Below are 20432 nucleotides of genomic sequence, written 5' to 3'. Positions count from 1 at the left end.
GCGCCCGCTTTCTCAGGAGAAGCGAGCCTTAGGAAACTTCAGCCGCGTCTACCTTAGTTGTGACATCACCTGCTGTACATCCGGTAGACGTGCAATCCCCAACCACGCCAACGGCACCACCAACAGTTGAACCGGCAAATATCTTCTTCCCTTTTGCTGAACCTGCCGACACATTATAAACAGTGCTCGATTTATCATTTCCATCAAGAAATACGTTCGCCGAGCACTTGGGCGTGAACCCAACCTTCACGAAAGAACCCGTCGCGACCGAAGCGCCATTTTTTGCCTCAGCTCCAGCACAAATGGTTACTGCATTGGCAGACAGAGATGTCACGGCTGCGACGGCGAGAACCGAACCTAAAATGATATTTTTCATACGAAATCTCCGAATAAAACGTCAGGCTACAAGGTCGAGTTGGCGATAGCTGCCGTCAGCAGGTTGCGTGCGTCTGACTGTGCAGACTTGTCTTCACCTTTCTTGGTGTACTCGGTGAACTGAGGGATCGCGATTGCGGCAAGAATACCGATGATCGCCACGACGATCATCAACTCGATCAGGGTAAAACCTTTTTGCAGCTTCTTCATGGTCTTGAACTCCTTCCGGTGAGTGCAACGGACAACCCGTTGGATTACGTCCAGCATTTTCCATGCCAGGCTGTGAAGCCACGCAAAATTGTCCTTTCCCGCTTGTACAATCGCTCAGGATGATCTTTTCGCGTCACATGTCTGACGAAAATTGTCAGGCGAGGTGTCTCCACTTGGCCATAGCATCTTACCGCATGATATAAAAAGATGAAATACGAGTCCTGATGGCCACGGATACGCTTGGCTTGTTCTGGCCGAAGACATGAGTCATAGCGAATCTTTTTCTGCGCAAAGGGAAGCAGTACACACTCGAAGATGAGACTCGCAGGTGGCAAGTAATTCGTGGTGCGCAATGGATCGCTTCACCCGGAGCTACAAGTTCTGACCGAGTCCCTCACGGCCCCGCTTGCGCGAGTCAGAACAACGGGACTCGATGCTGATGCAAAGTTGACTTGAAGATCAAGGCTATGGGCTGAAGCTCGCAGCAGTGGCCTGCAACAAGAGGTGACGAGCGTCGGCCTGTGCGGCTTTGTCCTCCCCCTTTTGCACGTACTCGGTGAACTGGGGAATCGCAATGGCCGCAAGAATCCCGATGATCGCCACCACGATCATCAGCTCGATCAGCGTAAAACCGCCTTGCCATCTATTCATGGGACCCAAAACTTTACGATGAAATTTGAATGCGACGGACAACCCCTGGCCTCACTCCAAGCAGTTTCCATGCCCGGAGGATCCGAACCCTCCCAAAGCACTCTTCCCGGCCATCGTCAGGACGGCAATTACCCATAAACGTCAATTGCCTGTCGACAATTGACAGTATAGCCTGATCACGGAGCGCCGGATGGTCCTGCTCAAAAACAAGGCACCGCTGCTGGCCGAATCAGCACGGATCGGCAATGCGTGGCGGCCACGCCAGTCGTAGCTTGGGTTGAACTTGGGAATTCCAAGCCACTTCCACTGCGCTCCCCGAAGCCACCTCGGAGACATCACGAGTGACGAAGTGGCTTGGCCATCCAACTCGTGCATCACATTGAATCACACACGGGGTAGCGCCTTGACCTTTAGTCCATCATCTGGTCATACTCCGAATGGCTTCCGATCCGGGTGTGAATGAAAGTGTTGGGAGGTACCGATATGCTCCCCTCCCCCCTCGCGGGGGAGGGGTTGGGGGAGAGGGGGCATCCATGCCCTCGCAGATGCCAGCAGAGCAGACTTACGGCTCTGGCCATGTGCTTTCGCAAGGATTTGACGAATTCGTGTGCAACGATGGCCCCCTCTCCCCCAACCCCTCCCCCACAAGGGGGAGGGGTGATCACCGATGTCAACGCATCTCCATTGAACATGGCACTTCGAGCAACACTTTCATTCACACCCTTCCGATCCAGAACCATTGAACACCCTCGGGAACGGGTACGCCGAGTGCCCGATAGCCCTACGCGGACACTCCTGAAACGCCTTGAGCAGACAGGTTTGAATTGAAGCGATGAATGCGCTGGATTTTGCTTGAGCAAAGCAAAGCCACAACGTGCAAGCTCTTGAATGTCCTCGGGTAACGCATCAAAACATTGCCAGAAGCGGCGCGACGTAAAATGCTTCAAATCTCGCGTGCCTGACCATTACGGTATTCAGCAAGAGCTTCCTCGGCAAGAGCGTCCAGCTTTCCAGCGGCGGCATCTGCTTCAATCTGCGCGTCCCAAGCATCCGCGTCGAATCGGGAAAACCAGCGACGGAAACTGGCAAGTTCTGCTGGGGATAGTTGTTCAATCGCTTGTTCAAGGGATTCCACAGTAGTCATGGTTCATCTCCGGAATTTTAACGATACCATACGCCGAGTCAGCACGGATCAGCAATGCGTGGCGGCCACGCCAGGCTGAAATCATTGGCTTCGAGGGTCAGATTGGGCGAGTAGGCCGGATCGGCGGCCAGTTCGTCTGCCCACCGGTCCCGCATGAACGCCACTTCCGAGGCAAAGCGTGCTTCGGGCCTCGTTTCCTGCTTCTGGCTGGCCGACTCGTAATGGAGCATTTCCGCATAAGGCGTCCAGACGTTGCGATAACCCGCCCGCCGAATCCTCAGGCAGAAGTCGATGTCATGGAATGTCAGCGCGAGCCGCTCGTCGAATCCGCCTACTTCCTCGAAAACAGATTTCCGTACGACCATGCAGGCCGAGCTGACCGCACTCAGGGATTGATGCAAGGCCGCCCTGCCGAAATAGCCGACATTTCCCCGCTCGAAATTCAGGAAGGAATTTCCGGCGACGCCGCCGATACCCAGGATCACTCCGCCATGTTGCAGCCGCTGCCCGGGGTTCCACAAGCGGGCGCCGACGGCACCGACGCCGTCCTGCACGGCGAAGGAAACCATTTCCTCCAGCCAGCCCGGCGTGATGATTTCGATGTCGTCGTGCATCAGGCAGAGCAAGCCGCCCCGCGCCTGCGCCGCCGCCTGGTTGTTGAAGCGTGAAAAGTTGCACTCCCCATCGGCCTGCAGCACCCCGATGCCGCTCTGGCGCAAGCGATCGAGCAGTTGGCGGGTGTCCGCGTCTTCGCTGCCGTTGTCGATGACGATGATTTCGTAAGGCACGTACGTGCTGCGCATGCGGATGGATTCGATGCACAGACGCAGCAGATTTGCCCGGTCCCGCGTGGGAATGAGGATGCTCAGCAGCGGCGCCGGCGTTGGCACCGGGAAGCGAACCCTGGTGTGGAGGTGAATCTCCGGTGCGGGCATGACTTCCGCGGCAATCCCTCGACGCTGCAAATGCTCGCTCAGCGCCCGCTGGGCGGCGGTCAGTGCGTACGGTTTTTCGCCGATGTCACTTGCCGTGCTCCCGGTAACGATTCGCCAGTGGTAGAGCACGCGCGGAATATGGAGCATCTGATCCGGCCGCAGGCGCTCCATGCTGCGCAAGGCAAGATCGTAGTCCTGGGAGCCTTCGAAGCCTTCGCGAAAGCCTCCGATCTCGTTCAGCAGGGAGCGCCGGTAGCACCCCAGGTGAGAGAGCATGTTCTGCGCCAGAAACAGTTCGTAATTGAAATCACATTTGAAATAGGGACCGCAGCGCTGGCCGTCGGCTGCAAGCTTGTCTTCATCGGTGTAGATCAAGCCCGCCTCGGGATGCTCGATAGCGCACTGAGCGACGAACCACAGGGCCAGCGGATGCAACAGGTCGTCGTGGTCGAGAAGAGCGACGAAGTCGCCGCTCGCCAGCGCCAGCGCCGAGTTGCTGGCGGCAGAGATGTGCCCGTTGACCGGGCGGAAGATCACATGGATGCGCGGATCCGCCGCGGCATGACGTTCGAGCAAGGCCTTGACCGCCGGTGAGTCGGATGCGTCGTCGGCGACGCACAGTTGCCAATGCGGATAGACCTGGCCCAGAACGCTGTCGATGGCCGCTGCGAGCAGGGCCACATCAGAGTTGTAGGTGGGCATCAGCACGGAAATGATCGGAGGCTGCTGCCATGAGTCGGCGATCTGCCGAAGCCGCGGATAGGATTCGGGAGCGGGTTCGAAGCGGCTGATCCAGGTGTGGTAGTCGGTGCCGGCGCGGACTTTTCCGTCGAGTCTTTGCTGCAACTCCTGCCAGTCGCGCGTCCGCAACGCTGCGCGCTGGAGAAATCGCCAGGCACGCGTCGGGTTGCGCACAGCCTGGTTCAATAGCGGCAGGTAGGTGATCGCCTTGCGCACCCCGCGCAGCGGCCTGGTGATTCGCCAACTGCTGCTCCGCCAGATTGCCTCGATATGTTGTTGCCTTTCATCGAGCAGTTGGCCTTGTGTCCGGACTTGCCATTGCAGCGCCGAGATTTGCTCTTCCAGTTGAATGATGAGGCGTTGCTGCTCGGTAATGCGTTCTTGCTGCGCGATGATGCGCTCTTCCTGCCTGGTGATGCGCTCTTGCTGCCCGGTGATGCACTCTTCTTGCCCGGTGATGCGTTTTTGCAGCTCGGGGTAGTTCCACACCTGCGCCATGATTCCCGCAATCTGCCCTTCGCTCCACAGGTGCCGCCACTTTTCATAGACGCGTGCATAGGCCGGGCCGATAGATGGCGCAATCGCATGCACCCCGGAACTGGCGTGCATGCGATAACAGGCGGAAACGCCGGGGACATGGACGAAGCGGGAGTGACGGGCAATCTGGAGCCAGAAATCCCAGTCCTCGAACAGATCCAGGTTTTCGTCGAAACGGCAACCCAGATCGATGACCTGGCGCCTGAAAAGTACCGCGTGCAGTGGCATCAAGTTGCCCGCAAGCAGGCGCAGTTCGTCGAAAGGCAGATCGAAAGGGGCGCCCTTGGCTTGGCCATCCTCATCGGTAGGCTGTACACCGGTATAGGCGGCCAGCAATTCGGGCGAATCGGTCAGCGCCGCCGCCAGCTTCTCCAGATGATCGGGAAGGAGCCAGTCGTCATCGTCCAGGAAGAGCAGGTAGGCGCCGTTTGCCGCTTCAAGCGCCGCGTTGGCGGCGCGACAGCGATGCAGGGGTCGGTCGGTGGGCAGCAGGCGCAGCGGATGCGGGCCGCAGGCTGCTGGCATGTCCGGATGCTCGGGCACCGCCGCCACGACCAGAATTTCGATCCGGGAGTAACTTTGCCCGGCAAGCGACGCCAGTGCTTGCTGCAGCAGAGGCATCCGCTGGATGCTGCGTATCAGGATGGAAACCAGAGGGGAAAAGCGTTCTTGTTCGGGCGACGGGCTCATGTGCGACATGCTGAGGTGGCAGGCGCGATGGCCAGCATGAGCGCATTTTAACGAGTAGTGCGCATTCTGCGCGGTTTTCTCGCGGCGCAGCGCACACTGCTGAGTACTTTCGCCATCGCTCGGACGGAGGCGGTACAATCGATCCTTTGAAGAGATGCGGGAAGACGGCCGAAATGCAGAAGATGCCCATGGTTCCCCGGCCGCTGGCCTTCGTGGTGTGCGCATCCGATCCGGAGGTGTTACAGCAGCGTTTGCTGGCATCCGAGTGCTTGAAGTCGCGGCGCTACCGGCTGGCGATCCATTTCGACAGCCCTTCCGCTGCCAGGGCTTTCAACGAGGAGATGGACCACAGCAGCGGCGAAGGCTGGCTGGTCTGGGTGCATCAGGATGTCTTCCTGCCGGAAGGCTGGGATCGTCGATTTCTGGCGGCACTTGCACAGGCAGAAATGGTGATCCCCAAGCTGGCTGTCGTCGGAGTCTACGGGATCGACCTGCTGGGCCGACGGGCCGGACATGTCCTGGACCGGGGCAGGATTCTCCGGGAGCCGCAAGCACTGCCGTGCGAAGCAGCCAGCCTGGACGAAGTGCTCGTGGCGGTGCGAACAGATAGCCGGCTGATCCTCGATCCCGCACTACGATACCATTTCTATGCCACGGATCTGGTACTTGCTGCCAGGCAAGGGGGCTGGACAGCGGCTGTCGTGGATTGCTGTTGCGAACACTGGTCGGATACGCCGACGAGCGGCCCGGTGACGAGGGAATTCGCTGATCGTCTCATCGCCGATGCCCGTATCTTTGAAACGAAGTGGCGTCACCATCTCCCGCTGGCCACCCCCTGTTTCCACATCAGCGAACCTGGCGATGTGGAGCGTTTTGTGCAGGCCCATTTTCCCGTGGCACCGGACGCCAGACTGCCTGATGTCCACTTGTCCGGACCAAACAAGGGTATTTCCTGCACCGGTGGACCACAAGCGCTTCATCAGGAGTAGGCCCGTGTTCGAGGTATTGCTGTTCGATGGCGGCACCCTGCGCCTGTCCGAGGAGTTCGCTCTGGGTCACAGGGAACTGCGGCGGCGGATTCATGCCGATCGCTGGTGGCATGCGGGCGCCGGCAATCGGCCGATCCCGCCGGCCCATTTTCTGAAATTCTGCCACGCCGATCGGATCCTGGTCATTCTCGACCCGGCCGTGCTCGTTGCGGACAACCTGGTCGATGAACTGCTCGGCCTGACCCCTGGCGGCCAGGTCGCCTGCGCTCTGCCTGCCGATCCGAGAAGCGCCGGAGCGGTTGCCGTCGACTATGCCAGCCGCCCCGGTTTCGACCGCCATGTCGCCCGTCGCTCGAGGCTTCCGGCCGCCGGAGCGTATACCGGTCAGGCCCCGTGGCTGTACATGATCACCATTGAAGCTTTGCGTCAGGTCGTCGCCCAGGACGAGGCCGTCACCTGGGAGCGTATCCCGGAGATCCTGGGTCCCCGTGCCCTGCTGGCGCAGCGAACATTCATTCATTCCTGGTCCGACTACCAGCAGAACACGCGCGCGGAAATGCTCGACCTGCTGCCTGCCGGAACAAACTCGCTGCTGGATGTGGGGGGTGGTGAAGGGGGATTCGCGGCGGCATTCGTCGAGCGCTTCGGCGGCCAGGCCAGCGTGGCCGAGTTGAACCCGGCAGCAGGAGAACGGGCAATGGCGAGGGGATTGACCGTCCATTGCGGGCCCTTCGAGCAACTGCGGAACATCACCACCTTCGACTGCATCGCATTCCTGGACGTGCTGGAACACCTCGCCGACCCCCTGGCTGCCCTCCGCAAGGCACACAGCCTACTCAAGCCGGGGGGGCACGTGCTGCTTGCCGTGCCCAACGTCGGTCACTGGTCGGTTGTCCAGGATCTGCTGCAGGGAGAATTCGACTATCAACCAGTGGGCATTCTCTGCGTCGGGCACCTGCGTTTCTTCACGCGCAGGGGCCTCGAGAAACTGATCGAGGACGCGGGCTTTCAGGTGGCCCGGTGGCGGGATTGTCTTTCCCCCCTGCCCGCAAACCTCCAGGCCTTTCTGGACCAGGCCGCCGGTTTCGGGCAGATTGTTGCTTTTCAGAGCCTCGGCACCGATAGCTTCCATGTCCTCATCCAGGCACGTTGATGTCATCATCGTCAACTACCGGTCTTCCGCGGACACGCTGCAAGCCGTGCAATCCCTCATGCCGTGGCGCTTCGGCACACTCTGGCTGGTGGACAACAGCGATGATCCTGAGGAAGCCGGGACACTGGCGCAGGGCATCCGCCAGATGCCCTGGGCAAGGCTGTTGCTGCCGGGAAAGAATCTGGGGTTTGGCCGGGGGTGCAACCTGGCGTTTACCGAATCGGGCGCGCCCTATTGCCTGCTGCTGAATCCGGACGCACTGCTCTCGCCCAGGGATCTGGAGACCCTTGTCGATGCCCTCGGAGCCGATCCCCGGCTGGCTGCGGTTTCTCCCAGGACTTTCTGGGATCGCGACCATCGTTTTCTGCTGCCCCCGGCCTTTCCTCAATCGCCTCTGGCGGAAATCTCCCTGGCGCTGGCCAGCAGGTATCCCCGGCTTTGCCGAGCGGCTTTCCGGCTCTACCTCGCGCGCATGCAGCGGCAGATGGCCAGCCCTCGGCCGGTGGAAACGCCATTCCTGGCCGGCGCATTGCTGTTGCTCCGGCGGGAAGCCGTCCTGGCGACGGGAAGCCTGTTCGATCCGGACTACTTCATGTTCTATGAAGACACGGACCTTGCCTGGCGTCTGCGACAGACCGGATACCGGCTGGCAGTGGTCCCCGCTGCCACGGCAGTGCATGCATATCGCCACAAGGGATTGAAGGCGCCGCTGATGGCGCAAACCCGGATCATTTATTTCCGCAAGCGCCACCCGCTATTCCACCGCTGGACGCGTCAGCTGGCTCTGCTGGAGCGACTCCGCCAGCCGCTACGCTGGGAGGAATGGGGGGATTGCCTCGGTGCCTCGATCCGCGACGCGGCCGAACTCGATGCGCATCTCGATGGTGCGCGCATCGTCGCCTGGAGCCCATCGCCAATGATGATCCCCGCCGCTTTCCGGCCGCTATCGGCCAGCGCCGTATCGTTCACACTGGAGGATTGGCAGTTGCTTGAGCCCGGCCGCTATATGCTGGCACTTGCGCATCCGGCCTTGCCGGGAAAACTGCGCTATCTCAGCTTCGAGCGGGCTGCAGGGAGCGGCTGATCTGCCGACCATAATTCCGCAAGGGCCGTTCCAGCACGTAGTGAGCCAGCGTCGCCAGTCCCAGGGTGAAGGCAAGGGCGGCAAGTGCCAGCCAGGCGCCATCCAGGCTTGGCCAGATCCGGCGCAGCAGGACCGGCATCAGGTTGTGGAAGAGATAGATGCCGTAACTCAGTGAGCCGGCCACGAGCAGGAGAGGCGTGGCCGGCCCCCTGGCTTGCGCCAGCAGCTTCGACAGGGCCGCCAGCACCAGGGCATAGCCCAATGCGGCCAGCAGACCGATATTGCCGCCGATCCACGGCGGCACCACGCTTCCCGCCTCGGCATCGACGACGAAGGCCTTGAAGACGCAGGCGACCAGCCCGAGGCAACTGGTTCCGGCGAGAAGCAGCAAGCACTGCAGGCGTACCGACAGGCGGCGCTGGCTGATGGCATAAGCCACCCCACCCAACAGGAATTCCGGCAGCAGGCCGGGCAGATGAACGCCGGCGATCTGGCGCCAGGAGGTAAAGTCGGCGCTGCCCGGAGACAGGGCCAGCGTCATGTGGACCACGAGCGAGATCCCCAGCACCGCGGCAAATCTCCCTTTTCTGCCCAAGATGGCGAGCAGTGGCAGGAGCAGGTAGAACTCCACCTCCGGCGGCAGGCTCCAGAACGCCGGGTTGTAGTAGAAGGCGGTCTCCTTCGAGAGAGAGTGGAGCATCAACAGGTGGACAGGGAAGTGCTCCCAGGCCTGGGCGGGTGGATCATGCAGCAGTACGTAAGCGATCAGTGCGGCAAGATAGAGCGGATACAGCCGGAAGAATCGACGCACCAGGTGGGGCAGGAGCGGCAAGGGTTTGCCCAACAGGTAAGGAGCAAAGACAAAGCCACTGAGGACGAAAAACAGATCGACGCCCGTGGTGGCTAAGCGAAGCAGCCAGCTCTGGGCCGCGAACAGGTGTGCATAGTGAGCCGCCAGGACCATCAGGGCCGCCAGTCCGCGTGCGCCTTCGATGGTCGCATCTTCTCGCGGATCAGGATCGAACTGACCGAACAAACGGTCATGACTGTTAGTCAATGCTGTCCCGGCCTATTTCCTGCGCCATTCCCGCCAGGCGGCGGACAGGCAGCGCAGCAGACGGGTGATCCTCCAGCTATGGCTGGCGAGCATTTCTGCTCGCTGTCGTTCGTGCTCCTGGACTTGCAGGCGCAGTTCCGCAATCCGCAAGTCCCTCTCGTCGAGTTCGATGCGCAGACTCTCGACGGTGCTCCGGCACTCTAGCAACTCGCGATCCCTCACGGCGAGGAACTGTCTTTCCTCTTCCATGGTCAGCCGTAGTTCGGCCATCTGGCGGCGCAGTACCGCCAACTGCGGAGGGTCGCAGGCTCGCCGCATCAGCGACGCGAGTTGCGCCGACGAGCAGCGCGTCCTCCAGCGTTCGCACATCGCCAGCAGGGAAGTGGGGTCAGGAGTTTCCCGCGCATTGGCCGGTTCTTCCGGGAATGGGTCCGCGCAAGCCACCAGGAGAAATGCGCTGGCAAGGCTCAACTGCAACAGAAAATCCCAATCCTGCTCGCCTTCAAGGGACTCGTCGAAGCGACAGCCCTTGTTCACCAGGCAAAGATCGAACAGTACGGCCCGCAAAGGGATATCGGGTCGGCACAGGAGGCGTACCGCGTCGCAGTCGATACCCTCCCCGCTCGCCTGGCAGGCATGCCCCTCTCGTTGCGGTGCGCTGGCATAAGCGACATGGCAGGACGATTGCTTGCGCAGCGCGAACACCAGGCTGCTGGCGTGCTCCGGCGGAATCGACTTGCCCGCATCGAGAACCAGGCAGTACGTACCACTGGCCTCGTCGAATCCGGCATTGCTAGCCGCGGCTGCAGACAGGCAACGGTTCGTCCTGATCTGGCGCAGGAGATGACGACCGCAATTGCCGGGCAGCGCCGGCAGCCCAGGGTCACCATCCACGAGGAGCACCTCGATGTTCGGGTAGGTCTGCAAAGCCAGGCTGTCCAGGCTCAGGCGCAGGTCCGACCCGGCGGGGCGGCGGATGACCACCGAAACGAGTGGCACGTCCTGGCTGGAGCATGGGAATCCCAGTCGCGCCTGGAAGACGTATTCCGGCTCAACCAGATCGAGCAGCGCATTCTCGCGCAGTGCTTGTGCCGAAACGAGGGCATAGGCCTCGGCCAAGCGGACCTCCGCCGTCAGTGTATAGGTACGGTAGCGATTCAGCGCCAGGATGTGCTCATCATAGCGCTGATGCCGCAGTTGGGAAACGAAACATGCCATGGCCTGTTGCTTGAGATCCGCGAACGGGGTGATGTCGAGCAACAGATTGGGACGCAGTGGGACGCCCACCTCATACTGGGCGAGGCGAAGCGCTCCGCCGACTCGGCGCACGGCCTCGGCAGCGGCCATCGCCAGTTGTCGGTGATCCGGATGGATTTCCCGGAGTGACGGCGCATAGACCAGATCGGCAGCGCTGGCGGTGATGGCCGCCAGCAAACGCGCCACCAGAGGCTCGCCATACTCGAGGCCGCGATCCGGGAAATTCCAGCTTTCCGGCTTGCCATAGCCCAGCAAACGGCCCGCGGTACAGCTTTCGTTCAGCCGCGTGTGCGGGTCGCCGAACAGCGCGCCGTTGGTGAGGATGACGACGCGCACAGGAACGCCCGCGGCGACATGCGCCGCAAGCGCACCCCCACAGCCGAACACCTCATCGTCAGGATGGGGTGCGAGCACCAGCACCCCGGTCGCGGGAATCAACTGCTGCGCCCGGTAAGGCAGCATGTCGCTTTCCGTTGCCCTCACGTCGTCACAGGAAATCCGTGTCTCCCCCCATCCACCACCATTTCCGCCGGATACCGTCCTCCTCAAGAAGCGTGGAAGCGCAGGGGATTCCCACCCAGGCGACAGTCGACTCTTCCGGCGAGCAGATTCCCAGGGATTCGCAGACCGCTGCGGAGGCCCATAGGGTCATCGTACGGGCGCCGGCTGCCGCCGCCCGGGTTTGCGCAACACGTGCAGCCAGGCCGATTTCCTCCGGAGGTCCGATCCAGTCCAGCCAATGAGCGAGTTCGCCCTGGATGCGCAGAACGAGAATACCGAATGTTCGCCGCGACCAGATGCGCTGAATCCGGTACAGGTGATAGACATATTTGGGCCGATCCAGGAAACGGTGTCGCAGGTAATCCGCATCCCGGCAGCCGGCGCTCAGACCAGTCAGGCCCTCCTGCATGAGCTGCCAGGCCTCGGTCGCAGCCTGTTCCAGATGCTCCGGTTCGAGGGGCGTGCAGCGCCAGCCCCAAGGTAGCTTGCCCGCCAGATCAGACCACTGCAGTGACTGTAGAGTCCCCTCATTCCAGGCCAGCCGCAGGGCGACAGCCAGCCGTACATGACGCTTGCTGGCAAAACCGAAGCCGATTCGGTAGGGTCGACCGCTGCCGATGCGCGACTCGTAAAAATGACTGGAGACCTGAAAGAACGGTCCGCGACGGGTCAACAGGCCTCGGACTTCGGGCGCGACCATGACATCGCCAAGCTGTATCGCGGCCACGGCTTTTCCTTCGTGCAGCAGGGTACGTGGCGTTCCTCCGCAGAGTGCCACCAGGTGGCCATGCTCGTCCCAGAGGCCCGTCGCCTCCGCACCGCCATCGCCATACTTCCAGCGGAACCAGGCGGGAGTGGCGCCCGCGCTGAACACCCGGTTGTGCAGCGCCAATACGTCGGCCTGGTCTTCGAGAACGATATCCCGACGGCTGAAGGACAATTCGCCAATGCGCATGCTTTGGTCAAAATTCATCATGCCGTGAGCCATGCGTGCTTCAAGGTGACCACCCCCTGCTCAACGCCTTGCTGCGTCACGTCGAGGCTGATGCTCTGGTCCGCCAGGTCATAGATGTGTAATCCCTTCTCACAGAACAGGTAGGAAGTGATCGAATAGCGCCCCTTGAGCAACGGCAAGGCCGGGAAGACCACCACGCAGCGGCCATGCCCCTGCGCATCCATCGACAGCGTCACCCCGTCGTTATGCGAACTGGCGCTGGCTACGACCCTGTGCGCGGCATCACCGAAGACGACCGCCACACTGGGAGGAAGCAGGCTCGGGTCGATGGCGAACTCGATGGTGACCGAAAGCTCGCTCACCCCGGATACGGTGCTGACCCTGGTGCCGCATACGCCTTCCGCACAGGCAGTGGCCCGAATGATGCGCCCTCCGCCAGCGTGAGCCACGGGTCTGGCGCGCCCGGTCTCCTCGCCTCCGGCGGGACTTTCGAGGCTGGCAGCGTAGGCCGAGGTCACTTCTGCCGCAGGGCCTTGCATGCGCAAGCGGCCGTGTTCGATCCACAAGGCCCGGTGGCACAGCACCTCCACCGAGTAGATCGAGTGCGAGCAGAACAGGATGGTTTTGCCGGCCTCCTTCATGCCCATGATGCGATCGAAGGACTTGCGTGCGAAGGCGCCATCCCCCACGGAGAGCGCCTCGTCTATCACCAGAATGTCCGGATCCACACTGGTCGCCACAGCGAAAGCCAGGCGAACGAACATCCCGCTGGAATAGGTTCTGACCGGTTGGTCGACGAAATCGCCGATGTCCGCAAAGGACAGAATGTCGTCCATGCGCTTATGCACTTCGTCGCTGTTCAGCCCGAGGATGGCGGCGTTGAAATAGACGTTTTCCCTGCCAGTGAAATTGGGATTGAAACCGGCGCCCAGTTCCAGCAGCGCTGCGACCCGCCCGCGCACCGCCAAGCTTCCCTCCGTCGGCTCCAGCGTACCGCAGATCATCTGTAGCAGGGTGGATTTTCCGGCACCGTTACGGCCCACCAGACCCACCACTTCCCCCGCCCGGATGGCAAGATCGACACCCCGCAACGCCCAGAACTCCTGGTGGTAGGAACGAAAACGGCCGAAAAGCAGTTGTTTCAGACGATCCGCCGGACGCTCGAACAAAGCGTAGCGCTTGCCGATTCCCTGCGCCTGAATGATGAGTTCAGAGGACATCAGCGAACTCATGTCGCGCCGCGCGGAAAAACATGGCCCCCAGCAGCGCCACGGCCAGGCTTTCGCCCATGACCAGGGTCAGGGAAGACCAGTCCGGCCAGCGACCATTCAGCACCACGTCCCGGGTGGCTTCCATGACCAATGCCAGGGGATTCAGATGCATCCAGGGGCGCCACAACGCAGGCAAGGATTCGAGTGGGTAGAATACCGGGCTGAGAAACATCAACAGGCTCACGACCACTCCCAGCAACTGATTGATGTCTTTCAGGAAAACCCCCAGCGCCGAGAACAGCCAGCCAACACCAAGAACCAGCGGCAGCAGCGGCAACCATACCAAGGGTAGACAAAGCAGGCTTACTGGCCAGCCATGGTGCATCCAGCCGCTCACGGCGATCAGAATGACCAGGGCGATGCCGAGGTGAAACAGCGCCGAAAATGCCAGAACCCAAGGCAGGATTTCCAACGGAAACACCACCTTCCGGACAAGATTGGGCTGCTCCGCCACCAGGCGAGGCGCACGCAGCAGGCATTCCGAAAAAAAATTGAATACTGACAGACCCGCGTAGATATTGAGCGCAAAATCCAGGCCCGACTCTCCAGCGTTTCCCCATTGTGCCTTGAACACATGCCGAAAAACCAGCGTGTAAACCAGGAGAGACAGCAACGGCGTTACTACAGCCCAAATGGAGCCCAGTACCGACTCCTGATAACGAACAAGAACTTCGCGCTTCGCGAATTGATGGATCAGATCCACATGGCGCACGGGCCAGAAATACTCGGTCAATTTCTGTGTCATCAGGGAATTTTGGCCGACTCAGGCGCGGGCCATCGGCGGTCTCTTCAGCATCGAAGGGCCGGATTATATCGCACCAGTCGCAAGTGGACATTGATCGCGTGAGGCGCGTCGAAAAACGCTGACGCCATCAACCCCGGCTCCGGTCGGCCCGATGAGCGGATCAAAAACGCGGGCATGCTTGCGTGTACCGTTTGCTGCCATTGCTGAATTCATATATCAGACAGGAAGATACAGGGCCTTTATCGTCATGAACTTCCCAGATGCTTATACCACCACCAGTCGAGAAAAGAATCTCGCCGGCGACATACGAACGATCATCCAGATCAAACCATCTGTACTGATTATCCGCAAGATCGGACAAATCAAAAGAGACTGTCAGGCCATCGCCCTCCTTGGTGGTCATCCGCAACTCGGCCGAACCCGAATTCTTTCGCATATGGGTGCCAAACATGACGGCGATTCTTTTCAATGGAGATGGCTTTTCCTTTTGTATTTGATGCATGCTCAGTGTAATTGATACACCTCTTGCCAGGGGAGGAGTGGCACGCATTTCAAGCTTTGCCATCTGCGGCTGTTCGGCAAAGAGATAATATCTGTCCAGCAACAAATTGCCTGTATTGAATAGGGAAAACAGGGAAAATGCGGCCAGCAGAGCGGGACCAACAGGTGACTCGCCCCCTGAACCGCAGTCCAGGGAATATGCAATCAGAAGAGCGGGAACGATGAAATAACGACCCTGAACACCATTAATGACGCTTGCCGGGTGTGCATTCCAGGTGACGAGAAGTGCAAGAAAAATCAGCAAGATTGAACAGAAAGCACAAATAACCAGGAGCAAGCTCACCAGCCATTCAGCCTCGATTCTTCTGAATGAGGTGGAAAAAATCGCCACCAGAAAAAACAGGGCGTACAGCCATGTGTAAATGTCATCCGGGAATCGTGCATCGAGCCAACCCAAAATACCGAAGAAGGATTGCACGTAAAATCTTGCGAGATCCGCACTGGTGAGTGTTGCAATTAAAACCCTGACAAAAGAGGAGGGATTCGCAAGATAATAAAACAGTATTCTTGAAACAGGCAGGCCGGCGGCGAATCTGTGATCGACCGTGCTTTTGAATGCAACGGCCAGCCACAGAACGACAAGGATCGCGGCAACACCACCTGCAATCAGGCTTTTGTGGCTCTTGGTAAAAAAAAAGGTTCCAAATATCAGAAGTATCAATGGCAACAAATGTACCCGGCAGCCAACGACAAGGATCACACTGCCGGTCAATACGGGCAGGAGCCAGGGTCTTGCCTGCTTCTTTTCCACGGCTATCCGCATGAATACGGAAATGGCCAATATCGAGACGGCAGTGGACAGGCCATCCAGACTGGCTGACGAGAACTGGAACAAACTCATCGGGATGACCAGAAGCGCAGCCACCAATGGAGACGGGGGATGAATCAGGAAGGCAATGGCAATGATTAGGGAGGCAAACACCAATACGAAAAATCGCGCAAGCCTATAGGATTGCTCAACCGAAACACCAAGCATTTCTCCAATGATCAAACCGGTTGCCTGTGGTGCATAAATCAGTGGAAAATAATAACCAGTACCCGGAGCTGGACTGAATTCCTTGGCTCCCGCCCATTGAATAGATTTTGCCTCATCGATCTCGTCAGCAGAGAGTTTTCTATCCGGATGAAACGGAACATTGCCATAGGAGCGCATGTAGGCCAACAAGCCGGTGTCGATCATGCCGCCCGATGAATTGCCCTCTGGCGAATCAAGAACGATCCGGCCCTGCGTCAATAAATAAGCGCGCTTGACATGATCAAACTCGTCCGGCGACTGAAATGGCGGGATGATTACGGATGACAGGAAACAGGCCAGAAATAATGCGACGGGGAACAGCAGCCACCCTCCATGCGCAGGAACATTCGCAGAAACAGGAGAAGAGCATTTCATGCTCTCACCGCAATGATGATCCCCAGCATGATCAGTGCAACACCGATGAAATATTGTGCCTGGAATCGTTCACCGAAAACAAGGTGGCTACCGATCGGGACCAGAACGAATGCCAGTGCCATCAGCGGATATACACGCCCGAGTTCGACTTTCTGCAGAATCCATACCCAGGCGACGGATGTGATTCCATAAAGACACATCGCGGCAACAAGCGCGGTGGCTGCTTTGGGTGAAAACAGGGAACTGCTTGCGCTCAATGCGGCAGCGCTAACCTTGAACAAGATCTGCCCGACCGCCAGAGCTACGACGCACAGGACGGCAATCGCATATACGGTCATTGAGCGACCTCCTGATTATTGATGACTGCATGAAATGCAAAAAACAGATTCAAATCAATGGATGGGACAGGGAATGGCCACCATGCTTCCTTGGCATCTGGGAAATAGTGGCGCAAGAGCGCGACGAGATTATTGCATGGATTTACATGCTCCCTGGCCATGATATAGTCGTATGGAATTCCCTGTGCAAGCGCATTCCTGCGAGGTCCCAGATGCCTTCCCAGCCGCCAGGCCAGCCCCGGATCCGTGGGAATCAGAATCGACAGAACACCTCCGGGTTTGAGAACCCTGCGCCACTCTTTCAGTACGAGGTGGGGATGGTAGATATGCTCCAGGACATGCGTGGCCACCAGCCGGTCAAAAGTGTGCTCCGGATAATCCAGCTTGCTGCCTGTTTGAGCCACGAATCCCAATTTCCCCGCGTGCATTCCGGCAAGTTTATTCCTGGCAACTTCCAGTGTTTTCTGGTCCGGATCGGAAAGTATGTATTCATCAAATCCGTGACGTACGTAGGGAAGATGTTCGCCGGTACCTGCGCCAATTTCAATAATGCGACTAAAATTCGTGCACTCATTATATTCGTTTTCTACAAGCTTGTGACTTGCCCGCATCACCGCAGACTGGAGCGGGCTCGAATAGTTTGCGTCATCATAAACTTCCGAAAATCTTTCCCTGTATTCGATCCATTCCTTATCCTCACTTTGCATCCTGTACTCCACTTGCCTTCGCATCCAGGTATCGATTTCTTTTTAGCAGGTGAAAGGGCTTGCTCGGAACCGACCGGATGTCGTAGCCCAGAAAAGCCAATACCAGTTGCAGCCCGACAATTACCGGCAGAGCCGAGAGCATTACTGTTCCTGCTGACGAAGGCTGACCCGAGCTTATGGAATTCATCCATTGACAGGAACCGAATATGCTTCCAAACAAGAACATGGCGACCCCGAGAGGAAGCTCGATCGATGCAATCGACATCCCTCTGAGATAATAGCTGTAAAAAATTCTCTTGGCAAAATTACGGCAGTGCTTGACAAAAAATTCTCCAATCACTCTGGATATCTGAAGATTGCTCACCTCCTCACCATATCTGGCCTTCATCGGAATGTCCACAACCACGGCACGCAGGATATTGAGCCGAAAAAGCATGTCGGTTTCGAAAAAATAGCGACGGCTTATCTTGTTTAATGGCAGATGTCGAAGCACATCTCGATGGATCGCGGTGTAGCCATTGGTTGGATCAAACACATCCCAGTATCCGGAAGAAATCTTGGTCATGAAAGACAAGGTCGCGTTACCGAGCAAGCGGATTTTCGGCATTGCACCGATCTCTTCCAGGTCAAAAAAACGATTCCCCTTGGTGTAGTCCGCCTCACCCTCCAGAATGGGCGAAACAAAATCAGGAATCAGCGCCGGATCCATCTGGCCATCACCATCCAGCTTGACGATGACATCCATTTCATCAGCAATCGCCGCCCGGTAGCCCGTCATTACCGCGCCACCCACCCCTTGATTTTCACGGTGACGGATGACCATAATACGCGCATCATTACAATTCTTTTCTACAAGATCACCAGAACCATCGGGACAGCAATCATCAACCACATAGATTCGGCTTACTTCTGGACCAATTGCCGCAATTACACCGAGTATGCCATGGATTACCTTGTAACTGGGTATCACCACTGCAACCTTGGGGTTTGTCTTCATCGGTGATTTCCCCCCTATTCGTTCCGAGAAAGCTCCGTCGAAAGACTACAACAGACCAATGTAGGCCCGAGTCAGAGGTTTTCCGTAAAACAGCGCCAGCATCCCCGCTACCGCCAGGTACGGGCCGAAGGGAATCGGTACGCTTCGGCCACGTTTGTTCACCACCATCAGGGTAATGCCGACCACGGCACCGAGCAGTGACGAAAGCAGAATGGTCAAGGGCAGCATCTGCCATCCGAGCCAGGCACCCAGCGCCGCAAGCAGCTTGAAATCACCGTAGCCCATACCCTCCTTGCCCGTCGTCAGTTTGAATGTCCAGTAAACCAGCCAGAGCGAGAGATAACCGGCGGCCGCGCCGATCACTGCCGATGGCAGGTCGACGAAGGTAGCAGACAGATTGAACAGCAAGCCAGCCCAGAGCAAGGGCAAGGTAATCGAGTCCGGCAGCAACTGGGTATCCACATCGATACCGGTCAGCGCGAGCAGGCACCAGATCAGCAGCATCGCACCTGCTGCAGCCCAGGCGTAGCCAAAATGAAACGCGGCAAATGCACACAACAGGCTGCTGGCTATCTCGACCAGCGGGTAACGCGGAGAGATCGGCGCATGGCAGGCTGAACAGCGACCGCGCAAGAACAACCAGCTCAGGACTGGAATATTCTCGATAACGGTAATTGCATGCCCACAGGCCGGGCAACGCGAGCGAGGCTTGAGCAGCGAGAGCGTTTCATTGTCGGCAGGCTTTTCGCCTCTGAGTTCTGCACAGTGGGTACGCCACTCGACCTCCATCATCTTGGGCAAACGATGAATGACGACGTTGAGAAAGCTGCCGACCAGCAGTCCGAGAACACCACAGAGGAAGATGAACAGGGTCGGCTCCAAATCGGAAGTCAATGCGGACAGCATTATCCGACCACAGCGCCCAGTTTGAAGATCGGCAGATACATGGCGATCACCATACCGCCGATCAACACCCCCAGAACGACCATGATGATGGGTTCCATGAGGCTGGACAGCGCCTCGACCGCGTCATCCACCTCTGCCTCGAAGAAATCGGCAACCTTGCCGAGCATGGAATCGAGGGCGCCGGATTCCTCGCCAATGGCCACCATCTGATTCACCATGTTCGGAAAGAGTTCGCTGCTCTGCATCGCTGCGGTGAGACTGGTGCCGATACTCACCTCGCTCTGGATCTTCCTGGTCGCCACCTTGTAAACATAGTTTCCAGCAGCACCGCCGACCGAGTCGAGCGATTCGACCAAGGGGACGCCGGCCGCGAACATGGTGGCCAGCGTGCGTGTCCAGCGGGCGATGACCGACTTGCGAATGATGTCGCCAAAAACAGGTATGCGCAGAAACATGCGGTCGAAAGCGATCTGCATGACTTCCGATCGCTTCCAGGTATAAAAAAAAGCATAGATCGAGCCGCCGATACCCCCAAAGATCGCCCACCACCAGGCAATGACAAAATCCGACATGGCGATCACCACCAGAGTTGGCGCCGGGAGGTCGGCACCGAAACTCTTGAAGACCTCCTTGAATGCGGGAATCACGAAGATCATGATCACCGCGGTAATAATGAAGGCGACGAGGATGATGGCCACCGGATAGAACAGAGCGGCCTTGATTTTCGCCTTGATGGCGATCATTTTTTCCTTGTAGGTGGCCAGACGATCCAGAAGGGTTTCGAGAATACCCGCCTGTTCGCCGGCAGCCACCAGGTTGCAATACAAGTTGTCGAATTGTAGGGGATACTTCCGGAATGCTTGCGAAAGCGAACTGCCGGTTTCGACATCCGACTTGATATCCAGCAGCAGCTTGCCAACCGCCGGATTATCGTGCCCCCGACCGACGATCTCGAAAGTCTGGAGCAGCGGCACGCCGGCTTTCATCATCGTCGCCAATTGGCGGGTAAACAGCGTGATATCCTTTTCGGAAATCTGCCGTCCACCCTTGAAACGCTGCTTCGAAATCTTGCTGACCAGAATCCCCTGCCGCCGCAGCGTCGCCTGAACCACAGTCTGGCTGGAAGCACGTTGCTCTCCACGGACAACCTTTCCAAGCTTGTTCTTCCCCTCCCAGAGAAAAACATATTCCTTGACTTCCGACGCGATCTTCTTGGTGGATTTTGCTGCGGTCGCCAT

General features: G+C 58.6%; 19 protein-coding genes. 3 read left to right on the top strand and 16 right to left on the bottom strand.

The window, feature by feature from the left end:
• Positions 1-28: 28 nt before the first annotated feature.
• From V5B59_RS23140 to V5B59_RS23120, 5 genes are all read right to left on the bottom strand, one after another.
• Positions 29-376: a hypothetical protein gene (locus tag V5B59_RS23140; RefSeq protein ID WP_332352369.1), complete on the bottom strand. Its 348-nt coding sequence runs from the start codon at positions 374-376 to the stop codon at positions 29-31.
• Between the two features lie 26 nt (positions 377-402).
• Positions 403-585 carry a prepilin-type N-terminal cleavage/methylation domain-containing protein gene (locus tag V5B59_RS23135; protein WP_046536458.1) on the bottom strand — a complete coding sequence of 61 codons (183 nt, stop codon included), beginning with the start codon at positions 583-585 and terminating at the stop codon, positions 403-405.
• 465 nt (positions 586-1050) lie between these two features.
• Positions 1051-1236, bottom strand: coding sequence for a prepilin-type N-terminal cleavage/methylation domain-containing protein (locus V5B59_RS23130; protein ID WP_332352368.1), 186 nt, complete (start codon positions 1234-1236; stop codon positions 1051-1053).
• A gap of 943 nt (positions 1237-2179) precedes the next feature.
• Positions 2180-2380: a hypothetical protein gene (locus V5B59_RS23125; protein ID WP_332352367.1), complete on the bottom strand. Its 201-nt coding sequence runs from the start codon at positions 2378-2380 to the stop codon at positions 2180-2182.
• 38 nt (positions 2381-2418) lie between these two features.
• Positions 2419-5283, bottom strand: coding sequence for a glycosyltransferase (locus tag V5B59_RS23120; RefSeq protein ID WP_332352366.1), 2865 nt, complete (start codon positions 5281-5283; stop codon positions 2419-2421).
• 173 nt (positions 5284-5456) lie between these two features.
• Here V5B59_RS23120 and V5B59_RS23115 point away from each other — a divergent pair, with 173 nt between their 5' ends.
• The 3 genes from V5B59_RS23115 to V5B59_RS23105 are packed head-to-tail and all read left to right on the top strand — an operon-like array spanning position 5457 to position 8509.
• On the top strand, positions 5457-6272 hold the full coding sequence (locus V5B59_RS23115) for a hypothetical protein (protein WP_332352365.1): 816 nt from the start codon (positions 5457-5459) through the stop codon (positions 6270-6272).
• 4 nt (positions 6273-6276) lie between these two features.
• A complete protein-coding gene (locus tag V5B59_RS23110) occupies positions 6277-7425 on the top strand; it encodes a class I SAM-dependent methyltransferase (RefSeq protein WP_332352364.1) in 1149 nt (382 codons plus the stop codon).
• Positions 7403-8509 (top strand): glycosyltransferase family 2 protein, encoded by a 1107-nt coding sequence (locus V5B59_RS23105; protein ID WP_332352363.1) that lies wholly within the window; start codon positions 7403-7405, stop codon positions 8507-8509. Before V5B59_RS23110 ends, V5B59_RS23105 begins: the two co-directional genes overlap by 23 nt.
• On the opposite strand, the gene V5B59_RS23100 is transcribed toward V5B59_RS23105, so the two are convergent.
• The 11 genes from V5B59_RS23100 to V5B59_RS23050 all read right to left on the bottom strand — a co-directional run bounded on the left by V5B59_RS23100 (position 8478) and on the right by V5B59_RS23050 (position 20432).
• A complete protein-coding gene (locus V5B59_RS23100; protein WP_332352362.1) occupies positions 8478-9566 on the bottom strand; it encodes an acyltransferase family protein in 1089 nt (362 codons plus the stop codon). The two genes, V5B59_RS23105 and V5B59_RS23100, sit on opposite strands and share 32 nt — an antisense overlap.
• A 12-nt stretch (positions 9567-9578) precedes the next feature.
• The gene (locus V5B59_RS23095; RefSeq protein WP_332352361.1) at positions 9579-11285 is read right to left on the bottom strand and encodes a PIG-L family deacetylase; all 1707 of its coding nucleotides are present in this window, start codon (positions 11283-11285) and stop codon (positions 9579-9581) included.
• A 25-nt stretch (positions 11286-11310) separates the two neighbouring features.
• On the bottom strand, positions 11311-12300 hold the full coding sequence (locus tag V5B59_RS23090) for a GNAT family N-acetyltransferase (RefSeq protein ID WP_332352360.1): 990 nt from the start codon (positions 12298-12300) through the stop codon (positions 11311-11313).
• Positions 12297-13499: an ABC transporter ATP-binding protein gene (locus tag V5B59_RS23085; protein ID WP_332352359.1), complete on the bottom strand. Its 1203-nt coding sequence runs from the start codon at positions 13497-13499 to the stop codon at positions 12297-12299. Before V5B59_RS23085 ends, V5B59_RS23090 begins: the two co-directional genes overlap by 4 nt.
• On the bottom strand, positions 13489-14283 hold the full coding sequence (locus V5B59_RS23080; protein ID WP_332352358.1) for an ABC transporter permease: 795 nt from the start codon (positions 14281-14283) through the stop codon (positions 13489-13491). Before V5B59_RS23080 ends, V5B59_RS23085 begins: the two co-directional genes overlap by 11 nt.
• Positions 14284-14455: 172 nt before the next feature.
• Positions 14456-16246, bottom strand: coding sequence for a DUF2142 domain-containing protein (locus tag V5B59_RS23075; RefSeq protein ID WP_332352357.1), 1791 nt, complete (start codon positions 16244-16246; stop codon positions 14456-14458).
• Entirely contained in the window at positions 16243-16584 is a 342-nt protein-coding gene (locus tag V5B59_RS23070) for a 4-amino-4-deoxy-L-arabinose-phospho-UDP flippase (RefSeq protein WP_169070694.1), read from the bottom strand. The genes V5B59_RS23075 and V5B59_RS23070 overlap by 4 nt, the downstream gene beginning before the upstream one ends.
• Positions 16581-17291, bottom strand: a complete 711-nt coding sequence (locus V5B59_RS23065) for a class I SAM-dependent methyltransferase (RefSeq protein WP_169070695.1) — start codon at positions 17289-17291, stop codon at positions 16581-16583. The genes V5B59_RS23070 and V5B59_RS23065 overlap by 4 nt, the downstream gene beginning before the upstream one ends.
• Positions 17281-18288, bottom strand: coding sequence for a glycosyltransferase family 2 protein (locus tag V5B59_RS23060; protein ID WP_332352356.1), 1008 nt, complete (start codon positions 18286-18288; stop codon positions 17281-17283). The genes V5B59_RS23065 and V5B59_RS23060 overlap by 11 nt, the downstream gene beginning before the upstream one ends.
• 45 nt (positions 18289-18333) lie before the next feature.
• A complete protein-coding gene (locus tag V5B59_RS23055; RefSeq protein ID WP_169070696.1) occupies positions 18334-19194 on the bottom strand; it encodes a prepilin peptidase in 861 nt (286 codons plus the stop codon).
• Positions 19194-20432 carry a type II secretion system F family protein gene (locus tag V5B59_RS23050; protein ID WP_332352355.1) on the bottom strand — a complete coding sequence of 413 codons (1239 nt, stop codon included), beginning with the start codon at positions 20430-20432 and terminating at the stop codon, positions 19194-19196. Before V5B59_RS23050 ends, V5B59_RS23055 begins: the two co-directional genes overlap by 1 nt.

The sequence above is a fragment of the Candidatus Accumulibacter contiguus genome (assembly GCF_036625285.1).
Classification (GTDB): Bacteria; Pseudomonadota; Gammaproteobacteria; order Burkholderiales; family Rhodocyclaceae; genus Accumulibacter; species Accumulibacter contiguus.
Note: the sequence above shows the minus strand (reverse complement) of the source record. Positions and strands in the feature narration are given on the sequence as shown.

What these genes read in the sequence shown, in the direction of transcription:
- V5B59_RS23140 (WP_332352369.1), bottom strand. Translation starts at nt 376, where the DNA reads ATGAAAAATATCATTTTAGGTTCGGTTCTCGCCGTCGCAGCCGTGACA.
- V5B59_RS23135 (WP_046536458.1), bottom strand. Translation starts at nt 585, where the DNA reads ATGAAGAAGCTGCAAAAAGGTTTTACCCTGATCGAGTTGATGATCGTC.
- V5B59_RS23130 (WP_332352368.1), bottom strand. Translation starts at nt 1,236, where the DNA reads ATGAATAGATGGCAAGGCGGTTTTACGCTGATCGAGCTGATGATCGTG.
- V5B59_RS23125 (WP_332352367.1), bottom strand. Translation starts at nt 2,380, where the DNA reads ATGACTACTGTGGAATCCCTTGAACAAGCGATTGAACAACTATCCCCA.
- V5B59_RS23120 (WP_332352366.1), bottom strand. Translation starts at nt 5,283, where the DNA reads ATGAGCCCGTCGCCCGAACAAGAACGCTTTTCCCCTCTGGTTTCCATC.
- V5B59_RS23115 (WP_332352365.1), top strand. Translation starts at nt 5,457, where the DNA reads ATGCAGAAGATGCCCATGGTTCCCCGGCCGCTGGCCTTCGTGGTGTGC.
- V5B59_RS23105 (WP_332352363.1), top strand. Translation starts at nt 7,403, where the DNA reads ATGTCCTCATCCAGGCACGTTGATGTCATCATCGTCAACTACCGGTCT.
- V5B59_RS23095 (WP_332352361.1), bottom strand. Translation starts at nt 11,285, where the DNA reads ATGCTGCCTTACCGGGCGCAGCAGTTGATTCCCGCGACCGGGGTGCTG.
- V5B59_RS23090 (WP_332352360.1), bottom strand. Translation starts at nt 12,300, where the DNA reads ATGATGAATTTTGACCAAAGCATGCGCATTGGCGAATTGTCCTTCAGC.
- V5B59_RS23085 (WP_332352359.1), bottom strand. Translation starts at nt 13,499, where the DNA reads ATGTCCTCTGAACTCATCATTCAGGCGCAGGGAATCGGCAAGCGCTAC.
- V5B59_RS23075 (WP_332352357.1), bottom strand. Translation starts at nt 16,246, where the DNA reads ATGAAATGCTCTTCTCCTGTTTCTGCGAATGTTCCTGCGCATGGAGGG.
- V5B59_RS23070 (WP_169070694.1), bottom strand. Translation starts at nt 16,584, where the DNA reads ATGACCGTATATGCGATTGCCGTCCTGTGCGTCGTAGCTCTGGCGGTC.
- V5B59_RS23065 (WP_169070695.1), bottom strand. Translation starts at nt 17,291, where the DNA reads ATGCAAAGTGAGGATAAGGAATGGATCGAATACAGGGAAAGATTTTCG.
- V5B59_RS23060 (WP_332352356.1), bottom strand. Translation starts at nt 18,288, where the DNA reads ATGAAGACAAACCCCAAGGTTGCAGTGGTGATACCCAGTTACAAGGTA.
- V5B59_RS23055 (WP_169070696.1), bottom strand. Translation starts at nt 19,194, where the DNA reads ATGCTGTCCGCATTGACTTCCGATTTGGAGCCGACCCTGTTCATCTTC.
- V5B59_RS23050 (WP_332352355.1), bottom strand. Translation starts at nt 20,432, where the DNA reads ATGGCGACCGCAGCAAAATCCACCAAGAAGATCGCGTCGGAAGTCAAG.